Annotated in this window: 16 protein-coding genes; 12 read left to right on the forward strand and 4 right to left on the reverse strand. The window is 71.8% G+C overall.

The features are described from left to right. Positions 1-10: 10 nt before the first annotated feature. Complete coding sequence (locus tag TR50_RS20230; RefSeq protein ID WP_042423205.1) at positions 11-769, forward strand: hypothetical protein; 759 nt, start codon at positions 11-13, stop codon at positions 767-769. Here TR50_RS20230 and ybaK read toward each other — a convergent pair. Together ybaK and TR50_RS20240 are read right to left on the reverse strand one after the other, a co-directional pair. Next, complete coding sequence (ybaK, locus tag TR50_RS20235; protein WP_042423209.1) at positions 756-1,250, reverse strand: Cys-tRNA(Pro) deacylase; 495 nt, start codon at positions 1,248-1,250, stop codon at positions 756-758. The genes TR50_RS20230 and ybaK overlap by 14 nt on opposite strands. Positions 1,251-1,331: 81 nt before the next feature. After that, positions 1,332-2,042, reverse strand: coding sequence for an LON peptidase substrate-binding domain-containing protein (locus tag TR50_RS20240; RefSeq protein WP_042423213.1), 711 nt, complete (start codon positions 2,040-2,042; stop codon positions 1,332-1,334). A gap of 330 nt (positions 2,043-2,372) precedes the next feature. Between TR50_RS20240 and hisD the strand changes: the two genes are divergently transcribed. The 9 genes from hisD (at position 2,373) to TR50_RS20285 (ending at position 10,460) form a co-directional block, all read left to right on the forward strand. Then, positions 2,373-3,680 (forward strand): histidinol dehydrogenase, encoded by a 1,308-nt coding sequence (gene hisD / locus TR50_RS20245; RefSeq protein WP_042423216.1) that lies wholly within the window; start codon positions 2,373-2,375, stop codon positions 3,678-3,680. A gap of 5 nt (positions 3,681-3,685) precedes the next feature. Beyond that, complete coding sequence (locus tag TR50_RS20250; protein ID WP_042423382.1) at positions 3,686-4,789, forward strand: histidinol-phosphate transaminase; 1,104 nt, start codon at positions 3,686-3,688, stop codon at positions 4,787-4,789. After that, on the forward strand, positions 4,790-5,398 hold the full coding sequence (hisB, locus tag TR50_RS20255) for an imidazoleglycerol-phosphate dehydratase HisB (protein WP_042423219.1): 609 nt from the start codon (positions 4,790-4,792) through the stop codon (positions 5,396-5,398). Then, positions 5,395-5,547 (forward strand): CG2302 family histidine operon protein, encoded by a 153-nt coding sequence (locus TR50_RS47610; RefSeq protein WP_042423222.1) that lies wholly within the window; start codon positions 5,395-5,397, stop codon positions 5,545-5,547. The genes hisB and TR50_RS47610 overlap by 4 nt, the downstream gene beginning before the upstream one ends. 20 nt (positions 5,548-5,567) lie before the next feature. Then, complete coding sequence (gene hisH, locus TR50_RS20265) at positions 5,568-6,203, forward strand: imidazole glycerol phosphate synthase subunit HisH (RefSeq protein ID WP_042423225.1); 636 nt, start codon at positions 5,568-5,570, stop codon at positions 6,201-6,203. After that, on the forward strand, positions 6,200-6,931 hold the full coding sequence (priA, locus tag TR50_RS20270; RefSeq protein ID WP_042423229.1) for a bifunctional 1-(5-phosphoribosyl)-5-((5-phosphoribosylamino)methylideneamino)imidazole-4-carboxamide isomerase/phosphoribosylanthranilate isomerase PriA: 732 nt from the start codon (positions 6,200-6,202) through the stop codon (positions 6,929-6,931). Before hisH ends, priA begins: the two co-directional genes overlap by 4 nt. A 19-nt stretch (positions 6,932-6,950) precedes the next feature. Further along, positions 6,951-7,355 (forward strand): RidA family protein, encoded by a 405-nt coding sequence (locus tag TR50_RS20275; RefSeq protein WP_042423232.1) that lies wholly within the window; start codon positions 6,951-6,953, stop codon positions 7,353-7,355. After that, entirely contained in the window at positions 7,355-8,128 is a 774-nt protein-coding gene (gene hisF, locus TR50_RS20280) for an imidazole glycerol phosphate synthase subunit HisF (RefSeq protein WP_042423235.1), read from the forward strand. Before TR50_RS20275 ends, hisF begins: the two co-directional genes overlap by 1 nt. A 76-nt stretch (positions 8,129-8,204) precedes the next feature. Beyond that, on the forward strand, positions 8,205-10,460 hold the full coding sequence (locus tag TR50_RS20285) for an MMPL family transporter (RefSeq protein WP_174514843.1): 2,256 nt from the start codon (positions 8,205-8,207) through the stop codon (positions 10,458-10,460). Positions 10,461-10,502: 42 nt separating this feature from the next. On the opposite strand, the gene TR50_RS20290 is transcribed toward TR50_RS20285, so the two are convergent. Further along, on the reverse strand, positions 10,503-11,417 hold the full coding sequence (locus TR50_RS20290) for an esterase/lipase family protein (RefSeq protein ID WP_236654496.1): 915 nt from the start codon (positions 11,415-11,417) through the stop codon (positions 10,503-10,505). Positions 11,418-11,700: 283 nt separating this feature from the next. Here TR50_RS20290 and TR50_RS20295 point away from each other — a divergent pair, with 283 nt between their 5' ends. Then, the gene (locus tag TR50_RS20295) at positions 11,701-12,876 is read left to right on the forward strand and encodes a PucR family transcriptional regulator (RefSeq protein WP_042423241.1); all 1,176 of its coding nucleotides are present in this window, start codon (positions 11,701-11,703) and stop codon (positions 12,874-12,876) included. A gap of 188 nt (positions 12,877-13,064) precedes the next feature. Here TR50_RS20295 and TR50_RS20300 read toward each other — a convergent pair whose 3' ends face one another. Next, positions 13,065-13,697 (reverse strand): TIGR03085 family metal-binding protein, encoded by a 633-nt coding sequence (locus tag TR50_RS20300; RefSeq protein ID WP_042423388.1) that lies wholly within the window; start codon positions 13,695-13,697, stop codon positions 13,065-13,067. Positions 13,698-13,859: 162 nt separating this feature from the next. On the opposite strand from TR50_RS20300, the gene TR50_RS42680 reads away from it, so the two are divergent. Further along, entirely contained in the window at positions 13,860-14,783 is a 924-nt protein-coding gene (locus TR50_RS42680; RefSeq protein ID WP_052441134.1) for a CAP domain-containing protein, read from the forward strand. Positions 14,784-14,796: the final 13 nt, after the last annotated feature.

The raw sequence follows: 14,796 nt of genomic DNA on the forward strand, positions 1-14,796 counted from the left end.
GATGAGGAAGATGCGCAGACGCTCCGTGCTCCTGCTGGCCTTCGTGGTGCTCGCGGTGGGCGGCATCGTCCTGCCCTCGATCGGCGAGCAGCAGTCCAGCGGTTCCACCCGGATCACCCACGTGGTGGTGAACGGCGGCAAGCCCGTGGTGCTGTGGGGCAAGGAGGGGGCGACGGTCAGCTTCGCCATCACCGCCGAGGACAAGTCGGGCATCAAGTCGGTCGACAAGATCGGCGTCTGGGGCAGCAACTACGGCGTGCTGCGTCCGACCGCCGCGTCCTGCGTCGCGAAGAACAGGACGGTCTCGGTCTGCACCGGCTCGTTCACCGTGAACCTGGCCGACCACGACGTCTACGACAACATGGCCGGCCGGTGGTACGTGCAGGCCACGGCGACCGCCAACGACGGGGACCGCTTCGAGTCCGACACGGCCGGCAAGTTCTTCATCAAGAAGGCCGGCTACGCGACCCTCACCGGCACCCAGCCCACCGCCTCTCCGGGCACGCTGCTGGACATCGAGGGCCAGCTGATGCAGCCCAACTGGAAGACCTGGCTGTGGGTGTGGAACCCGTACCAGCCGGTGCAACTGCGCTTCAAGGCGGCGGGCGGCTCGGCGTGGAGGATAGTCGCCCGTACCAAGACCGACTCGCACGGTTACATGCGCGCCGAGACCAAGGCCACCACGACGGGCACCTACGCCTGGTACTTCGCGGGCAAGGACTGGTCGGTGCCGGTGACCAGCGCCGCCGCGCAGGTCAGCGTCGGCTGATCGGCGCGACGACGGCCCCGGTCAGCGTCGCCAGGTCGCCCGGGGCGAGCTCCACCTCCAGGCCGCGGCGTCCGGCCGAGACGAAGACGGTCGGGTGCTCCAGCGCCGACGCGTCCAGCACGGTCGGCAGCGCCCTGCGCTGGCCGAGCGGGGAGATGCCGCCGCGCACGTAGCCGCTGCTGCGCTCGGCGGCGGCCGGATCGGCCATCGCGGCCCGCTTGCCGTGCAGGGCGGCGGCCAGCGCCTTGAGGTCCAGCTGCCCCGCGACCGGCACGACGCCGACCACGAGCGCGCCGTCGACGTCGGCCACCAGCGTCTTGAACACCCGCTCCGGCGCGACGCCCATCGCCTGCACCGCCTCGCCGCCGTACGACTCGGCCGCCGGGTCGTGCACGTAGTCGTGCACGCGGAAGCCGACTCCGGCCTTCTCCAGGGCGACGGTCGCGGGCGTGCCCTGCCCGCCCTTGCTCTTCTTCGCCACCTGCGCTGCACTCCTGTTCGGGCTGAGGGCTGGGCCTGGCCGGCGCCGCGGCTCGCCGGGCCAAGGTTGGCGGGCGCGGCACTAGTTCGGGCTGAAGGCCTGCCGGGTGAGCTCCACCGCCGGGAGGGAGGGGAGCTTGGCGAGGACCGACGCCTCGCGCCTGAGCAGGCGGAGCTCCGCGCGCAGCCGGTCGCTGGCCGAGCCGGCGGCGAGGAGACGCTGCTTGTCGCTGGTGTCCAGCACGGACGCCGCGGCCACGAGGTAGGACAGGATGTTCGGATCGTCCGGCAGCTCCCGCTCGCCCGCGACGGTGCTCTCCTGCGCGCCGGCCAGGCGCTTGCGGTAGGTGCGGAAGACCCGCTCCACCCCGGCGGCCAGGACCTTCGCCTCGGGACCGGTCTCCTCGGGGACGTCCTCGACCTCGGCGGTCAGATAGGGGCCGGTCGCGTCGATGGACAGGATGCGGAAACGCGTCGTGCCGGTCGCGATCAGCTCGTAGCGGCCGTCGCGGTGCGACTGGAGCTGGGCGATCTCGGCGACGCAGCCGATCTCGAACAGCGCCCGGTGCGGGTCGGGGCCTAGGCCGGCCAGCGCCGGGGAGTCGGCGTCGACCCCCGTGGGCGCGACCTCGCGGCCGTCGCGGATCGCGACGACGCCGAAGCGGTGCGGCTCCGGCTGCGCGGTCAGGTCGGCCATCAGCCGACGGTAGCGCTCCTCGAACACGTGGAGGGGAAGCACCAGCCCCGGATAGAGCACCGAGCCCAGCGGGAAGAGGGGGAGCCGTTCCGTCACAGTGCGCAAGCGTAAGGGCTACCGGCGGGTCGCTGTGCCGGGGTTTCGGAGCGGGGTCCCGGTACCCGTACCGGGTCGCGCTCGGGGCAGCTCGCCGGTACGGGCGTCCGGATGTCTCCGGCTCGGGGACCGGAGACCTGATCCACGCTGCCCCCACCGCCGGGTGCCGGCGAGTCCGGCGCGGCCGAACGTGTCGTCGGTCACTTCGGGGCGTGCTGCGGGCCGCCACGGGCCGCTCCGGACCGCCGACGTCACCGCGTGTCTCAACACGCGTATCAGAGAGTGATATGCAACGGCAGTCTTTTCCCACGCCTCACTAGACTTGACAGCGTGATTTCTCGAATCGACCTCCGCAGCTCCACCGAGGACCCGCGCGCCGTGCTGCCGCGCGCCGAGCTCGATGTCGAGGCCGCCCTGGAGAAGGTGCGGCCCATCTGCGAGGACGTCCATCATCGCGGCGTCGAGGCGCTGATCGAGATCACGGAGCGCTTCGACGGGGTTCGACTGACCGACATCCGCGTCCCCAAGGCGACGATCACAGCCGCGCTGGAGACGCTCGACCCCGCCGTCCGGGCCGCGCTGGAGGAGTCGATCCGCCGCGCCCGCCTGGTGCACCGCGAGCAGCGCCGCACCGACCACACCACGCAGGTCGTCCCCGGCGGGACGGTCACCGAGCGCTGGGTGCCGGTCGAGCGCGTCGGCCTGTACGTGCCGGGCGGCCTGGCCGTCTACCCCTCCTCGGTCGTGATGAACGTCGTCCCGGCGCAGGAGGCCGGGGTCAGGTCCCTCGCCGTGACCTCGCCGCCGCAAAAAGAGTTCGGGGGGCTCCCGCACCCGACGATCCTGGCGGCGTGCGCGCTGCTCGGCGTCGACGAGGTGTACGCCGTCGGCGGCGCCCAGGCCGTGGCGATGTTCGCCTACGGCGCCGGGGAGTGCCGTCCGGTCAACCTGGTCACCGGCCCCGGCAACATCTGGGTGGCCGCGGCCAAGCGGCTGCTCAAGGGCCGGATCGGCATCGACGCCGAGGCCGGGCCGACGGAGATCGCGATCCTCGCGGACGCCACCGCCGACCCGCGGCACGTCGCCGCCGACATGATCAGCCAGGCCGAGCACGACCCGATGGCCGCCGCCGTCCTGGTCACCGACTCGGTCGAACTGGCCGAGGCCGTCGAGGCCGAACTGCCCCAGCAGGTCGAGGCGACCAAGCACAGCGAGCGGATCGCGACCGCGCTGGCCGGCCCGCAGTCCGGCATCGTGCTCGTGCGCGACCTGGAGCAGGGCCTGGAGATCGTCAACGCCTACGCGGCCGAGCACCTGGAGATCCAGACCGCCGACGCCGAGGCGGTCGCCGCACGTGTGGTCAACGCGGGCGCGGTCTTCGTGGGCCCGTTCGCGCCGGTCTCGCTCGGCGACTACGCGGCCGGGTCCAACCACGTCCTGCCCACCGGCGGCTGCGCCTGCCACTCCTCGGGGCTCTCCGTCCAGTCCTTCCTGCGCGGCATCCATGTGGTCAGCTACGACCGCGACGCCCTGGCCGAGGTGGCCGGGCACGTGGTCACGCTGGCCAACGCGGAGGACCTGCCGGGCCACGGTGACGCGATTCGTGCCCGCTTCGACTGGAGTGTGCCCAACCAGTGAGTGACATCACCAACATCGACGACCTGCCCATCCGCGACGAGCTCAAGGGCAAGTCCCCTTACGGCGCGCCGCAGCTGCACGTGCCGGTGCTGCTGAACACCAACGAGAACCCGTACTCCTTGCCCGAGGACCTCGTCGCCCGTATCGCCGAGCGCGTTGCGGACGCCGCGCGGGACCTCAACCGGTACCCGGACCGTGACGCGGTCGAGCTGCGCACGCAGCTGGCTGCGTACCTGTCCGCGTCCACCGGGCACGCGGTGACGAAGGGTCAGGTCTGGGCCGCCAACGGCTCGAACGAGATCATCCAGCAGCTGATGCAGACCTTCGGCGGCTCCGGGCGCACCGCGCTCGGCTTCTCGCCGACGTACCAGATGCACGACCTGATCTCGCGGGGCACCGGCACCCGCTGGATCGAGGGCCCGCGCCGCGAGGACTTCACCATCGACGTGGAGGCCGCCGAGGCCGCGCTGCAGGCCGAGCGCCCGGACGTGCTGTTCGTCTGCTCGCCCAACAACCCGACCGGCACGGCCGTGGAGCGCGAGACGGTGATCCGCCTCTACGACGCGGCCCAGGCCGTCAAGCCGACGCTGGTCATCGTCGACGAGGCGTACGTCGAGTTCTCGCACCGGCCCTCGCTGCTGGAGCTGCTCGACGGCCGCCCGCTGCTGGTGGTCACCCGGACCATGTCCAAGGCCTTCGGCGCGGCGGGCCTGCGCCTCGGCTACTTCGCCGCCACACCGGCCGTCGTCGACGCGGTGCAGCTGGTCCGGCTGCCGTACCACCTCTCCACGGTGACCCAGGCGACGGCCCTGGCCGCGCTGGAGTTCACCGACGTCCTGCTCGGCTACGTCGACAAGCTCAAGGCCGAGCGCGACCGCATCGTCACCGAACTGCGCGCGATGGGCCTGGAGGTCACCGACTCCGACGCCAACTTCGTGCAGTTCGGCCGCTTCGAGGACACCCACGCGATCTGGCAGGCGATCCTGGCCCAGGGCGTGCTGGTGCGCGACAACGGCGTGCCCGGACGGCTCCGGGTCACCGCGGGCACCCCCGCCGAGAACGACGCCTTCCTCGACGCCGTCCGCACTGTCCTCAAGGAGAACCGCTAAATGTCCCGCAGCGACCAGCACCGTGTGGGCCGCGTCGAGCGCACCACCAAGGAGACCTCCGTCAAGGTCGAGATAGACCTGGACGGCACCGGCAGGACCGACATCTCCACCGGCGTCGGCTTCTACGACCACATGCTCGACCAGCTCGGCCGCCACGGCTTCTTCGACCTCACCGTCAAGACCGACGGCGACCTGCACATCGACACCCACCACACCATCGAGGACACCTCCCTCGCGCTCGGCGCCGCCTTCCGGCAGGCGCTGGGCGACAAGGTGGGCATCCGCCGCTTCGCCGACGCCTCCGTCCCGCTGGACGAGTCGCTGGCGCAGGTGACCGTGGACCTCTCCGGCCGCCCCTACCTGGTGCACACCGAGCCCGCGGGCATGGCGCCGATGATCGGCTCCTACGACACCACGATGACGCGGCACATCCTGGAGTCCTTCGTGGCCCAGGCGCAGGTCGCCCTCCACGTCCACGTACCGTATGGACGTAACGCCCACCACATCGTCGAGGCCCAGTTCAAGGCGCTCGCGCGCGCTCTGCGCTACGCCAGCGAGCTGGACCCCCGCGCGGCGGGCATCATCCCGTCGACCAAGGGCGCACTGTGAGCGGCACCTCGTTTGTTCTGATCTTCCTCGGCCTGTTCCTCGGCGGCGGCGCGTACTCCTTCTGGAAGCAGAAGCTGCCCAAGGGCGTCATCGTGCTGCTCGCGATCTGCTCCGTGATGAGCCTGGCCGCAGGCCTCCTGCGCATCTGACCCGGAAGGGACGTACGTACATGACCGCCAAGAGCGTGGTCGTCCTCGACTACGGCTCCGGCAACGTCCGCTCCGCGCAGCGCGCCCTCGAGCGCGTCGGCGCGGACGCCGTGATCAGCTCCGACTTCACCGAGGCGCTGAACGCCGACGGGCTGCTCGTGCCCGGCGTGGGCGCGTTCGCCGCCTGCATGGAGGGCCTGCAGGCCGTCAAGGGCGACCGGCTGATCGGCCGCCGTCTGGCCGGCGGCCGCCCGGTGCTGGGGATCTGCGTCGGCATGCAGATCCTCTTCGCCCGCGGCGTCGAGCACGGCATCGAGACCGAGGGCTGCGACGAGTGGCCCGGCACGGTCGAGCCGCTGCGCGCGCCCGTCGTGCCGCACATGGGCTGGAACACCGTCGAGGCGGCCGAGGGCTCGGTGCTCTTCGCCGGTCTGCCCGAGGACGCCCGCTACTACTTCGTGCACTCCTACGGCGTCCGCCACTGGGAGATGGACCCGATCGAGCAGCTGCGCCCGCCCAAGGTGACCTGGGCCGAGCACGGCGAGCCGTTCGTCGCCGCGGTGGAGAACGGCCCGCTCTCCGCCACGCAGTTCCACCCCGAGAAGTCCGGCGACGCCGGCGCCGCCCTCCTCAAGAACTGGATCGACACGCTGTGAGCGACACCTCCAAGCTTGTTCTCCTTCCCGCCGTCGACGTCCGCGACGGCCAGGCCGTGCGCCTGGTCAAGGGCGCGTCCGGCTCGGAGACCTCCTACGGCGAGCCGCTGGCGGCCGCCCTGGCCTGGCAGAACGCGGGCGCGGAGTGGATCCACCTGGTCGACCTCGACGCCGCCTTCGGCACCGGCGACAACCGTGAGCTGCTCGCGGAGGTCACCGGGCGACTGGACGTCAAGGTCGAGCTCTCCGGCGGCATCCGCGACGACGCCTCGCTGCGCGCCGCGCTCGCCACCGGCTGCGCCCGCGTCAACCTCGGCACGGCGGCGCTGGAGTCCCCGGAGTGGGTGGCCAAGGTCATCGCCGAGTACGGCGACCGGATCGCGGTGGGCCTGGACGTGGTCGGCACCACGCTGCGCGGCCGTGGCTGGACCAGCGAGGGCGGCGACCTGTACGAGGCGCTGGCGCGTCTCGACGCCGAGGGCTGCGCCCGCTACGTCGTCACCGACGTGGACAAGGACGGCACGCTGACCGGCCCCAACCTCCAGCTGCTGCGCAACGTCTGCGCCGCCACCGACCGGGCCGTCGTCGCCTCCGGCGGCGTGTCCTCGCTTCAGGACCTGCGTGACATCGCGACGCTGGTGCCCGAAGGTGTGGAGGGGGCCATCGTGGGCAAGGCCCTCTACGCGCAGGCGTTCACGCTCGAAGAGGCTCTCGCAGCAGTGTCCTGACACCGATGGAGGTCGCGGGATGACGCAGGATCGACGGCACGTGGGCGGTTACTCCCCCTGGGAGGACCAGTACGGTTTCGCACGCGCCGTCGCCATAGGGGACTTCGTCTTCGTCTCCGGCTGCACCGCCTGGGACGACGGCTCGGTCCGGTTCGAGGGTTCCCCCTACGACCAGACCGTGGCCGCCTTCGGGGTCGCCCTGGACGCGCTCTCCCGCTTCGGCCTCGGCAAGGCGGACGTGGTCCGCACCCGGCTCTACGTCACCCACGCCCGTGACACCGACGAGGTCGGCCGGGCCCACCGGGACATCCTGGGGGAGGTCCGGCCGGCCTGCACGATGGTCGTCATCAACGCCCTCGTCGACTCGAGAATGAGCGTCGAGGTCGAGGTCGACGCGTACAAGAAGAATTTGGAGCTTCCCTGATGACCCTCGCGGTCCGCGTGATCCCCTGCCTCGACGTCGACGCCGGGCGGGTGGTCAAGGGCGTCAACTTCCAGAACCTGCGCGACGCCGGGGACCCGGTCGAGCTGGCGAAGCTCTACGACGCCCAGGGCGCGGACGAGCTGACGTTCCTGGACATCACCGCGTCCTCCGGCGACCGGGAGACGACGTACGACATCGTGCGCCGCACCGCCGAGCAGGTCTTCATCCCGCTGACGGTGGGCGGCGGCGTGCGCACCGTCGACGACGTCGACCGGCTGCTGCGCGCGGGTGCGGACAAGGTCGGGGTCAACACCGCGGCCATCGCCCGGCCCGAGCTGATCCGCGAGATCGCGCGGCGCTTCGGGCGCCAGGTGCTGGTGCTGTCGGTGGACGCGCGGCGCGTGGGGGAGGGGACGGAGACGGCGTCCGGCTTCGAGGTGACCACGCACGGCGGGCGTACCGGCACCGGCATCGACGCGGTGGAGTGGGCCACCCGCGCCGCCGAGCTGGGCGCGGGCGAGATCCTGCTGAACTCCATGGACGCCGACGGCACCAAGGACGGCTACGACCTGGAGATGATCACCGCCGTGCGCAAGGCGGTCTCCGTCCCGGTCATCGCCAGCGGCGGCGCGGGCAAGGTCGCCGACTTCGCCCCGGCTGTCGGCGCGGGCGCGGACGCGGTGCTGGCCGCGAGCGTCTTCCACTTCGGCGATCTGACGATCGCTGAGGTGAAGCGGTCCCTGCACGAGGCCGGGCACCCCGTTCGGCTCTGAGGCGGTGTCAGGAGCGACCACCGAACGGCCGTGTCCGAATTGCGGGACCGGATGGTGACGCTCTGATACTGAACAGGTGCGAAAAGGAATCCTGCAGCGACTCGGCGAATGGTGCGCACGCCACGCGATCATCGTGATCGTGGTGTGGCTGGCGGTCCTGGGCGTGCTCCACGGACTGCAGAACAGTTTCGGCGGCACCTACTCGGACGACTTCAACCTCCCCGACGCCCAGTCGCAGAAGGGTGCGAACGTCCTCCAGGCGAACGCCCCGAGCATCGGCGGCACCAGCTCGACGGTGGTCATGCAGGACGCGAAGCCGCTGACGGACTTCACCACCGAGGTGAACCAGGTCGTCGCCAACCTGCAGAAGCTCGACCACGTGCTGTCCGTGCAGAACCCGTTGCCGCAGCCGAACTCCTCCGGGGGCACGACCCCGACAGGAGCGCTGTCCAGCAACGGCACGATCGGCTACATCACCGTCCGTTTCAACGAGAACCCCACCGCGCTGGGCAGCGACTACCTGAACAGCGTCGACGCCGCGGTCCAGCCGCTGCGCTCGGCCGGCGTGGACGTCGAGTACGGCGGACCGCTCGGCGAGGCGGCCAGACCCCACGCGAAGGACCTGACCAGTGAGGCCATCGGCTTCGCGGTGGCCATCGTGGTCCTGGTCATCGGCTTCGGCAGTCTGATCGCGGCCGGCCTGCCCCTGGTGACCGCCCTGATCAGCGTGATCGTGGGCCTCAGCTGCCTGAGCCTGCTCGCGGCCGCCATCGACTTCGCCAGCGTCTCGCCGACCCTGGCCACCATGATCGGCCTCGGCGTGGGCATCGACTACGCGCTGTTCCTGATCACCCGCTACCGGCAGCTGATCATGGACCGGGTGGAGCCGCACGTCGCGGCGGGCATCGCGGTCACCACCAGCGGGCGCGCGGTCCTGGTCTCGGGCTGCACCGTCATCGTGGCGCTGGCCGGCCTGTACGTGTCGGGCCTCAGCTTCATCGGACGGCTCGGCATCGCCGCCGCGGTCACGGTGGTCACCGCCGTGGCGGGCGCGCTCACCCTGGTGCCGGCGCTGGCCGGGCTGATCGGGCGCCGGATCGACCGGTTCTGCCTGAAGACCCCGGTGGCCGAGGGCGGCCCCGTGGCCGGCGACGACGCCGGGGCGAAGGCGGAGAAGGCCGAGGAGGAGCAGCACGGCTTCTGGCACCGTTACGCCAAGCGGGTCGAACGCCGACCGTGGTGGTTCCTGGCCAGCGGCGTGGTGGTGCTGGGGATCCTGGCGATCCCGCTGTTCTCGATGCGGCTCGACCACATCGACGACGGCGCCGACCCGACCTCCTTCACCGACCGCCGCGCCTTCGACCTGATCAGCCAGGGCTTCGGGCCGGGAGCCAACGGGCCGTTCACTCTCGTGATCGACCAGACCAACGTGCCGTCGAGCCAGCGCTCCACGCTGCTCGCCAACCTGCAGAAGTCGCTCACGGGCGTCCCGAACGCGGCCAGCATCAGCCCGCTCCAGCCCACCAGCAACGGCAACGTGCTGACCGGCACGGCGCTGTCGACCCAGCGGCCGCAGGCCGCGGACACCACCCATCTGTTCAACCACCTCAAGGACGTCTCACTGCCGCAGGGCGCCTCGGGGACGGTGGCCACGACCTACGTGACCGGGGTGACCGCCGCCCAGCAGGACTTCACCGAGATCATCAGCTCCCGGCTGGCGCTGATCATCGTGGTCGTCGTCTGCCTCGCCTTCCTGATCATCCTCGCGGTCTTCCGCGGCCTCCTGGTCGCGGTCAAGGCGGCCGTGCTGAACCTCTTCTCGATCGGCGCCTCCTACGGCGTCGTCGTCGCGGTCTTCCAGTGGGGGTGGGGCGGCACGGCCCTGGGCGTCTCCGGGAAGGTGCCGATCGAGAGCTACGTGCCGATGATGATGTTCGCGATCATCTTCGGACTGAGCATGGACTACGAGATCTTCCTGCTGTCCCGGGTCCATGAGGCGTGGATCCGGACCAGGCGGGCCGAGGACAGCGTCGCCTACGGTCTGGAGATCACCGCCCGCGTGATCACCTGTGCGGCGCTGATCATGTTCAGCGTCTTCGCGGCCTTCATCCTGAGCGACAACATCGTGGTCAAGATGCTGGGCCTGGGCCTGGCCGTCAGCGTCCTGGTGGACGCCACCGTCGTCCGGCTGCTGCTGGTCCCGGCCGTGATGACGCTGCTCGGGCGGCGCGCCTGGTGGGTGCCCCGGTGGCTGGACCGGATCCTGCCGCACCTCGACACCGAGGGCGAGGCGGCGCTCCACCAGGCGACGCAGCAGATGTCGAAGAAGTAGCCGCGCGTCGGCGGCGGGCCGGTGGGCCGGGCCCGACAGGGCCTAGCCGATCACGGGCCCGGTCACCGGCAGCACGATCTGACACGGGATCGGCTGCGGGTGGGCCGGGTCCAGGGCGTTGAGCATGTCGGTCAGGGCGACCGGGTCGTAGGCGATCTCCAGGTGGTCGGACTGGTCCAGCGCGCACTGGTCCTGGACGGTGATGTTCGTGACGTTCGGTGCGGCGGGCAGGAACGCGTTGGTGTAGGGCGTCACCACCTCGTCGTCCTCGGTCGAGACGACGGTGTAGTCGATGCCGGGCACGGTCTCGCCCCCGGCGTTCAGCGCGGTGAGGAACGGCGAGCCGACCTCCTGCTCGACGCAGGCGTCGCAGGGGCCCGAGAGGAACGCGTTGCCCGGCTCCAACGCGCCGAGCTTGCTAGCCAGTTCGGTGATCCCGTCGAGCGTGGTGCCGTTGTTGCTCGGGGAGAGCGCGACCAGCTTGGCCACCTTGCCCGCGCCGCCGAGGTTCTTGATGTAGTAACGCGGCATCATGCCGCCCTGGGAGTGGCCGACCAGGTCGACCTTGGCGGCGCCGGTCGCGGCGCGCACCTGGTCGACGAAGGAGGCGAGCACGGCGGCGCCGCCCTCGATGGAGTCCACGCCCTGGACCGGGGAGGAGGCGGAGGGGCCGCCGTAGTCGAAGGTGTAGACGCAGTAGCCGTTGTCGGCGAGCAGGGGCGCCGCGCCGCCCCAGTTGTCGTTCTGGTTCTCCAGGGTGCCGTGGACCAGGACGACCGGCTCGGGGTGGGCGGCGGAGGGCCGGCAGCTCCAGTCGTTCGCCCCGGCGGGCGCACTGCCGGGGAAGAAGAAGCCGGCGGTGAATCCGGTGGCGAAGTGGAAGTTCACGGGATACCAGGCGGCCGCGGCGGGCTGCGCCGCGAGGGCGGCGATTCCGATCACGGCGGCCGTCGTCACGCCAAGGGTTCTGATTCGGGTTCTGCTACGCATCGTGGACTCCGTCCCGGTCCGGTATTGCGCGTCAATTCCGGCGGTGATGGTGGGGCCGGCGGCGGGGCGGGGTCAAGAAGAAAAACAGTGCGAAGGCGAATCGTGCACGAGAGCGTGCGCAACTCGTCCGGCCTGGTCTCGAAACACTCACGAAACCTAGTGAAACGCGCACGTCCACGCCTATTGACCAGCCGGTAACATCGCCGCATACTGGCCGGTAACGTCGGAGGGAGCAGCAAGGGAGCAGTCGTTGAGCGGCCCGTGGAACGCCCTGCCCAGAGGGCTCGCGGCAGAACTGCGCCGGGAGCAGCAGACGATCGCCGCGGAAATCATCAGGGAGATCAGGAAGCAGGTCCCGGAATTCTCCCGGCCGCTCGCGGGTCAATTCGGCGCGGGAATCCAGCACGGAGTGGAGACCGCGCTCGCCGAATTCACCGAACTGATCGAGGGTGCGCGGAGCGACAATCCCGAACGCATGCGCGTCTACCGCGCGCTCGGCCGCGGCGAGCTCGCCGAAGGGCGCAGCCTCGACGCGTTGCAGGCCGCCTACCGCCTCGGCGCGCGCGTCGCCTGGCGCCGCTACGCGCGTGTCGCCCGACGGGTCGGGCTCGGCACCGAGCAGCTGGTGGTGCTGGCGGAGGCGATCTTCGCGCATATCGACGAGCTCGCCGCCGCGTCCGTCCAGGGCTACGCCCGCGCCCAGGCCGACGAGGCCGGGGCGCTCGGCCGCTCCCGCTCGCACCTGCTCGCGCTGCTGGCCCGCGGCGGGAGCCGCGCCGAACTGGAGACCGCCGCGGACCTCGCCGACTGGCCGCTGCCCTGGGAGCTCTGCGCGGTCGCGCTGCGGCCGGACTCCGACAACCGGCCGACGGGCGGCCGAAGACCGCCGTTGCCCGACCTCGTGCTTGCCGAACTCGACGGACCCGAGCCCTGGTTGGTGATCCCCGAGCCCGACCTGTACCTACGCGACGGGCAGGTCCGCGCCCTGATGGAGATGCGTGGCGGCGTCATCGGCCCGACTGTCCCGCCCGAACAGGCCGGCGACTCGCTGCGCTGGGCCCGCACCCTGCGCGCCCGCCCGCCCGGGACGTCCGCGTGTCCCGTCGACGGCGAGTCCCATCTCGCCGCGCTGCTGCTGCTCGCCGACCCGGCCCTGGTCCGCCTGATCGCCGCGCGACGCCTGCGCCCCCTGGACGAACTGACGCCCAAGCAGCGCCGCCGCCTCGGCGACACCTTGCTCGCCTGGCTCCAGTCCGACCGCGGCAGCGCCCCGGACGTGGCCGCCCGGCTCGGCATCCACCCGCAGACCGCGCGGCAGCGTCTCCACCAGGTGCAGCGCGTCTTCGGCCCGGCACTCGCCGACGCCGACGCCCGCTTCGAACTGGAGATCGCGCTGCGCGCGCGGGACGAGCAAGGGGACGGCTAGTGCCGCGCCCGCCAACCTTTGCCCTGCCGCTACGCCTGGCACGCCCGTCTGCTGCGTTGGCGAACCGCCCAAGTCCATCCAGTACGAGGGCGGTCCGCCGCCTGGCAGCTGCACGCTCCCCCAGCCTTCGGCTGGGAGGTGCTCCCACGACGCCGCGGCTGGCCGGGCAAAGGCTGGCGGGCGCGGCACTAGATGCCGAACTTCGCCTCGCGCACCTGCGCCGCGGCGTCCTCGGGCCCGTCGTACTCGACGTGCGCCTCGCTCTGACGGCCCATCATGAACAGCAGCAGCTCGCCCGGCTCGCCGGTCACCGTGACGACCGGGGCGCCCTTGCGGGCCACCGCCGTCTGCCCGTCCGGGCGGCGCAGCACCAGGCCGACCGGCGACCGCCGTCCGTTCAGGCGGGCCGTTCCGGCGAGGCGCTTCCACAGGTACTCGCTCAGCTCCGCGTCCAGCACGCGGGGCGACCAGCCCGGCTGGGCGCGCCGCACGTCCTCGCCGTGGACGAAGAACTCCACGGTGTTGCCCGCTTCCTCCGCGCCCGGGAGCCGGAACGGCGAGTAAGCGGGCGGCCCCACCCGGATCGCCTCGACCAGCTCCGCGTAGGGCTTGGCCGCGTACTCCGTCTGCACCCGCTCCAGCCGCGCGGCCAGCGGCTTGATCAGGATGCCCCCGGCGGCGTCCGGCCGCCGTTCCCGCACCACCACGTGCGCGGCCAGGTCCGTGGTGCGCCAGCCCTCGCACAGCGTGGGCGCGTCCGGGCCGACGCCCTCCAGCAGATCGGCCAGCAGCAGGCGCTCACGCCGCCCCAGATTCGACATGACCCAAGCGTAGAGCGAACGGCCGCCGATGGGGGGGTCCGGACTGCGGGAGCCGGTCGCGGATCCGATCGTCATTTTGTGTGACCTGGCATCGCGCTGGCGGGTCTCCGATGTGACAGGACGAAACCGGACCGACGACACAGGGACGACACAGGGGTGCGCATGGACTGGCAGATGGACGGGCGAGGGACCGAGGACACGGAGGGGCGGGCGGTCGGACCCCGCACCGGGCGCCGGGCGTCCCAGGGGCGCGTGGCGCACGGCGGCAGTCGGCACCGCAAACGGGCGCGCTGGTCGTTCACCCCGCTCGTGGTCGCCGCCGCGGTCGTCGGAGCGGGCGCGGTCGGCGCAGTCGCGCTGTACCCGGCCGCCTCCCAGAGCCCGGTCGGCAACCCGCAGGCCGCCCCCGCGGTCGGCGCGGCCGCGGTCGACTCGGCCGACGGCGCCTCGTCCGCCGCGTCGGGCACGGGGGCGTCGTCGCCGTCCGCCTCGCCGACGCCGTCGGCCCGGCCGACCCCGACCCCGACGCACAGCGCCAAGCCGAGCCCCAAGGCGGGCTCCGGGGCGAGCGGGCCCGCTCAGGCGTCGAACCCGGGCGCGCCGACCCCGCAGGCCCCCGCCGGGTCGGGCGGCTCGGGGTCGACCCGGTCGGTTCCCGGCTCCTCCTACGCCGTCCAGCAGGTGCTCGCGGTGATCAACCAGGCCCGCGCCCAGGCCGGTCTGCCCGCCTACACGCTGACCAGCGGCCTCACCGCCAGCGCCGGAGCGCACAACGCGGTGATGATGAGCGGCTGCGGCCTGTCGCACCAGTGCCCAGGCGAGGCCGACCTCGGCACCCGGATCACCGACGCGGGCGTCCACTGGGGCGCCTGCGGCGAGAATATAGGCGAGGGCGGCCCGATGGCGGACACCGACGCGGCGATCGCCCAGATGGCGGTGGGCCTCACCCGGAGCATGCTGGCGGAGCAGCCGCCGAACGACGGCCACCGCCGCAACATCCTGAGCAGTTCGTTCCGCCACATCGGCATCGTGGTCCAGCGGACCGCCTCGGGAACGGTCTACATGACGCAGGACTTCTCGGACTGAGCCGCGCGCGCCG

It is taken from the genome of Streptacidiphilus anmyonensis, from assembly GCF_000787855.1.
Lineage (GTDB): Bacteria > Actinomycetota > Actinomycetes > Streptomycetales > Streptomycetaceae > Streptacidiphilus > Streptacidiphilus anmyonensis.

Bases quoted from the DNA above. Each gene is read 5' to 3' on its own strand.
- TR50_RS20300 (WP_042423388.1), bottom strand. From the start codon at position 13,697: ATGTCGAATCTGGGGCGGCGTGAGCGCCTGCTGCTGGCCGATCTGCTG.
- TR50_RS20275 (WP_042423232.1), top strand. From the start codon at position 6,951: ATGACGCAGGATCGACGGCACGTGGGCGGTTACTCCCCCTGGGAGGAC.
- hisH (WP_042423225.1), top strand. From the start codon at position 5,568: ATGACCGCCAAGAGCGTGGTCGTCCTCGACTACGGCTCCGGCAACGTC.
- TR50_RS20230 (WP_042423205.1), top strand. From the start codon at position 11: ATGCGCAGACGCTCCGTGCTCCTGCTGGCCTTCGTGGTGCTCGCGGTG.
- hisB (WP_042423219.1), top strand. From the start codon at position 4,790: ATGTCCCGCAGCGACCAGCACCGTGTGGGCCGCGTCGAGCGCACCACC.
- hisF (WP_042423235.1), top strand. From the start codon at position 7,355: ATGACCCTCGCGGTCCGCGTGATCCCCTGCCTCGACGTCGACGCCGGG.
- TR50_RS42680 (WP_052441134.1), top strand. From the start codon at position 13,860: ATGGACTGGCAGATGGACGGGCGAGGGACCGAGGACACGGAGGGGCGG.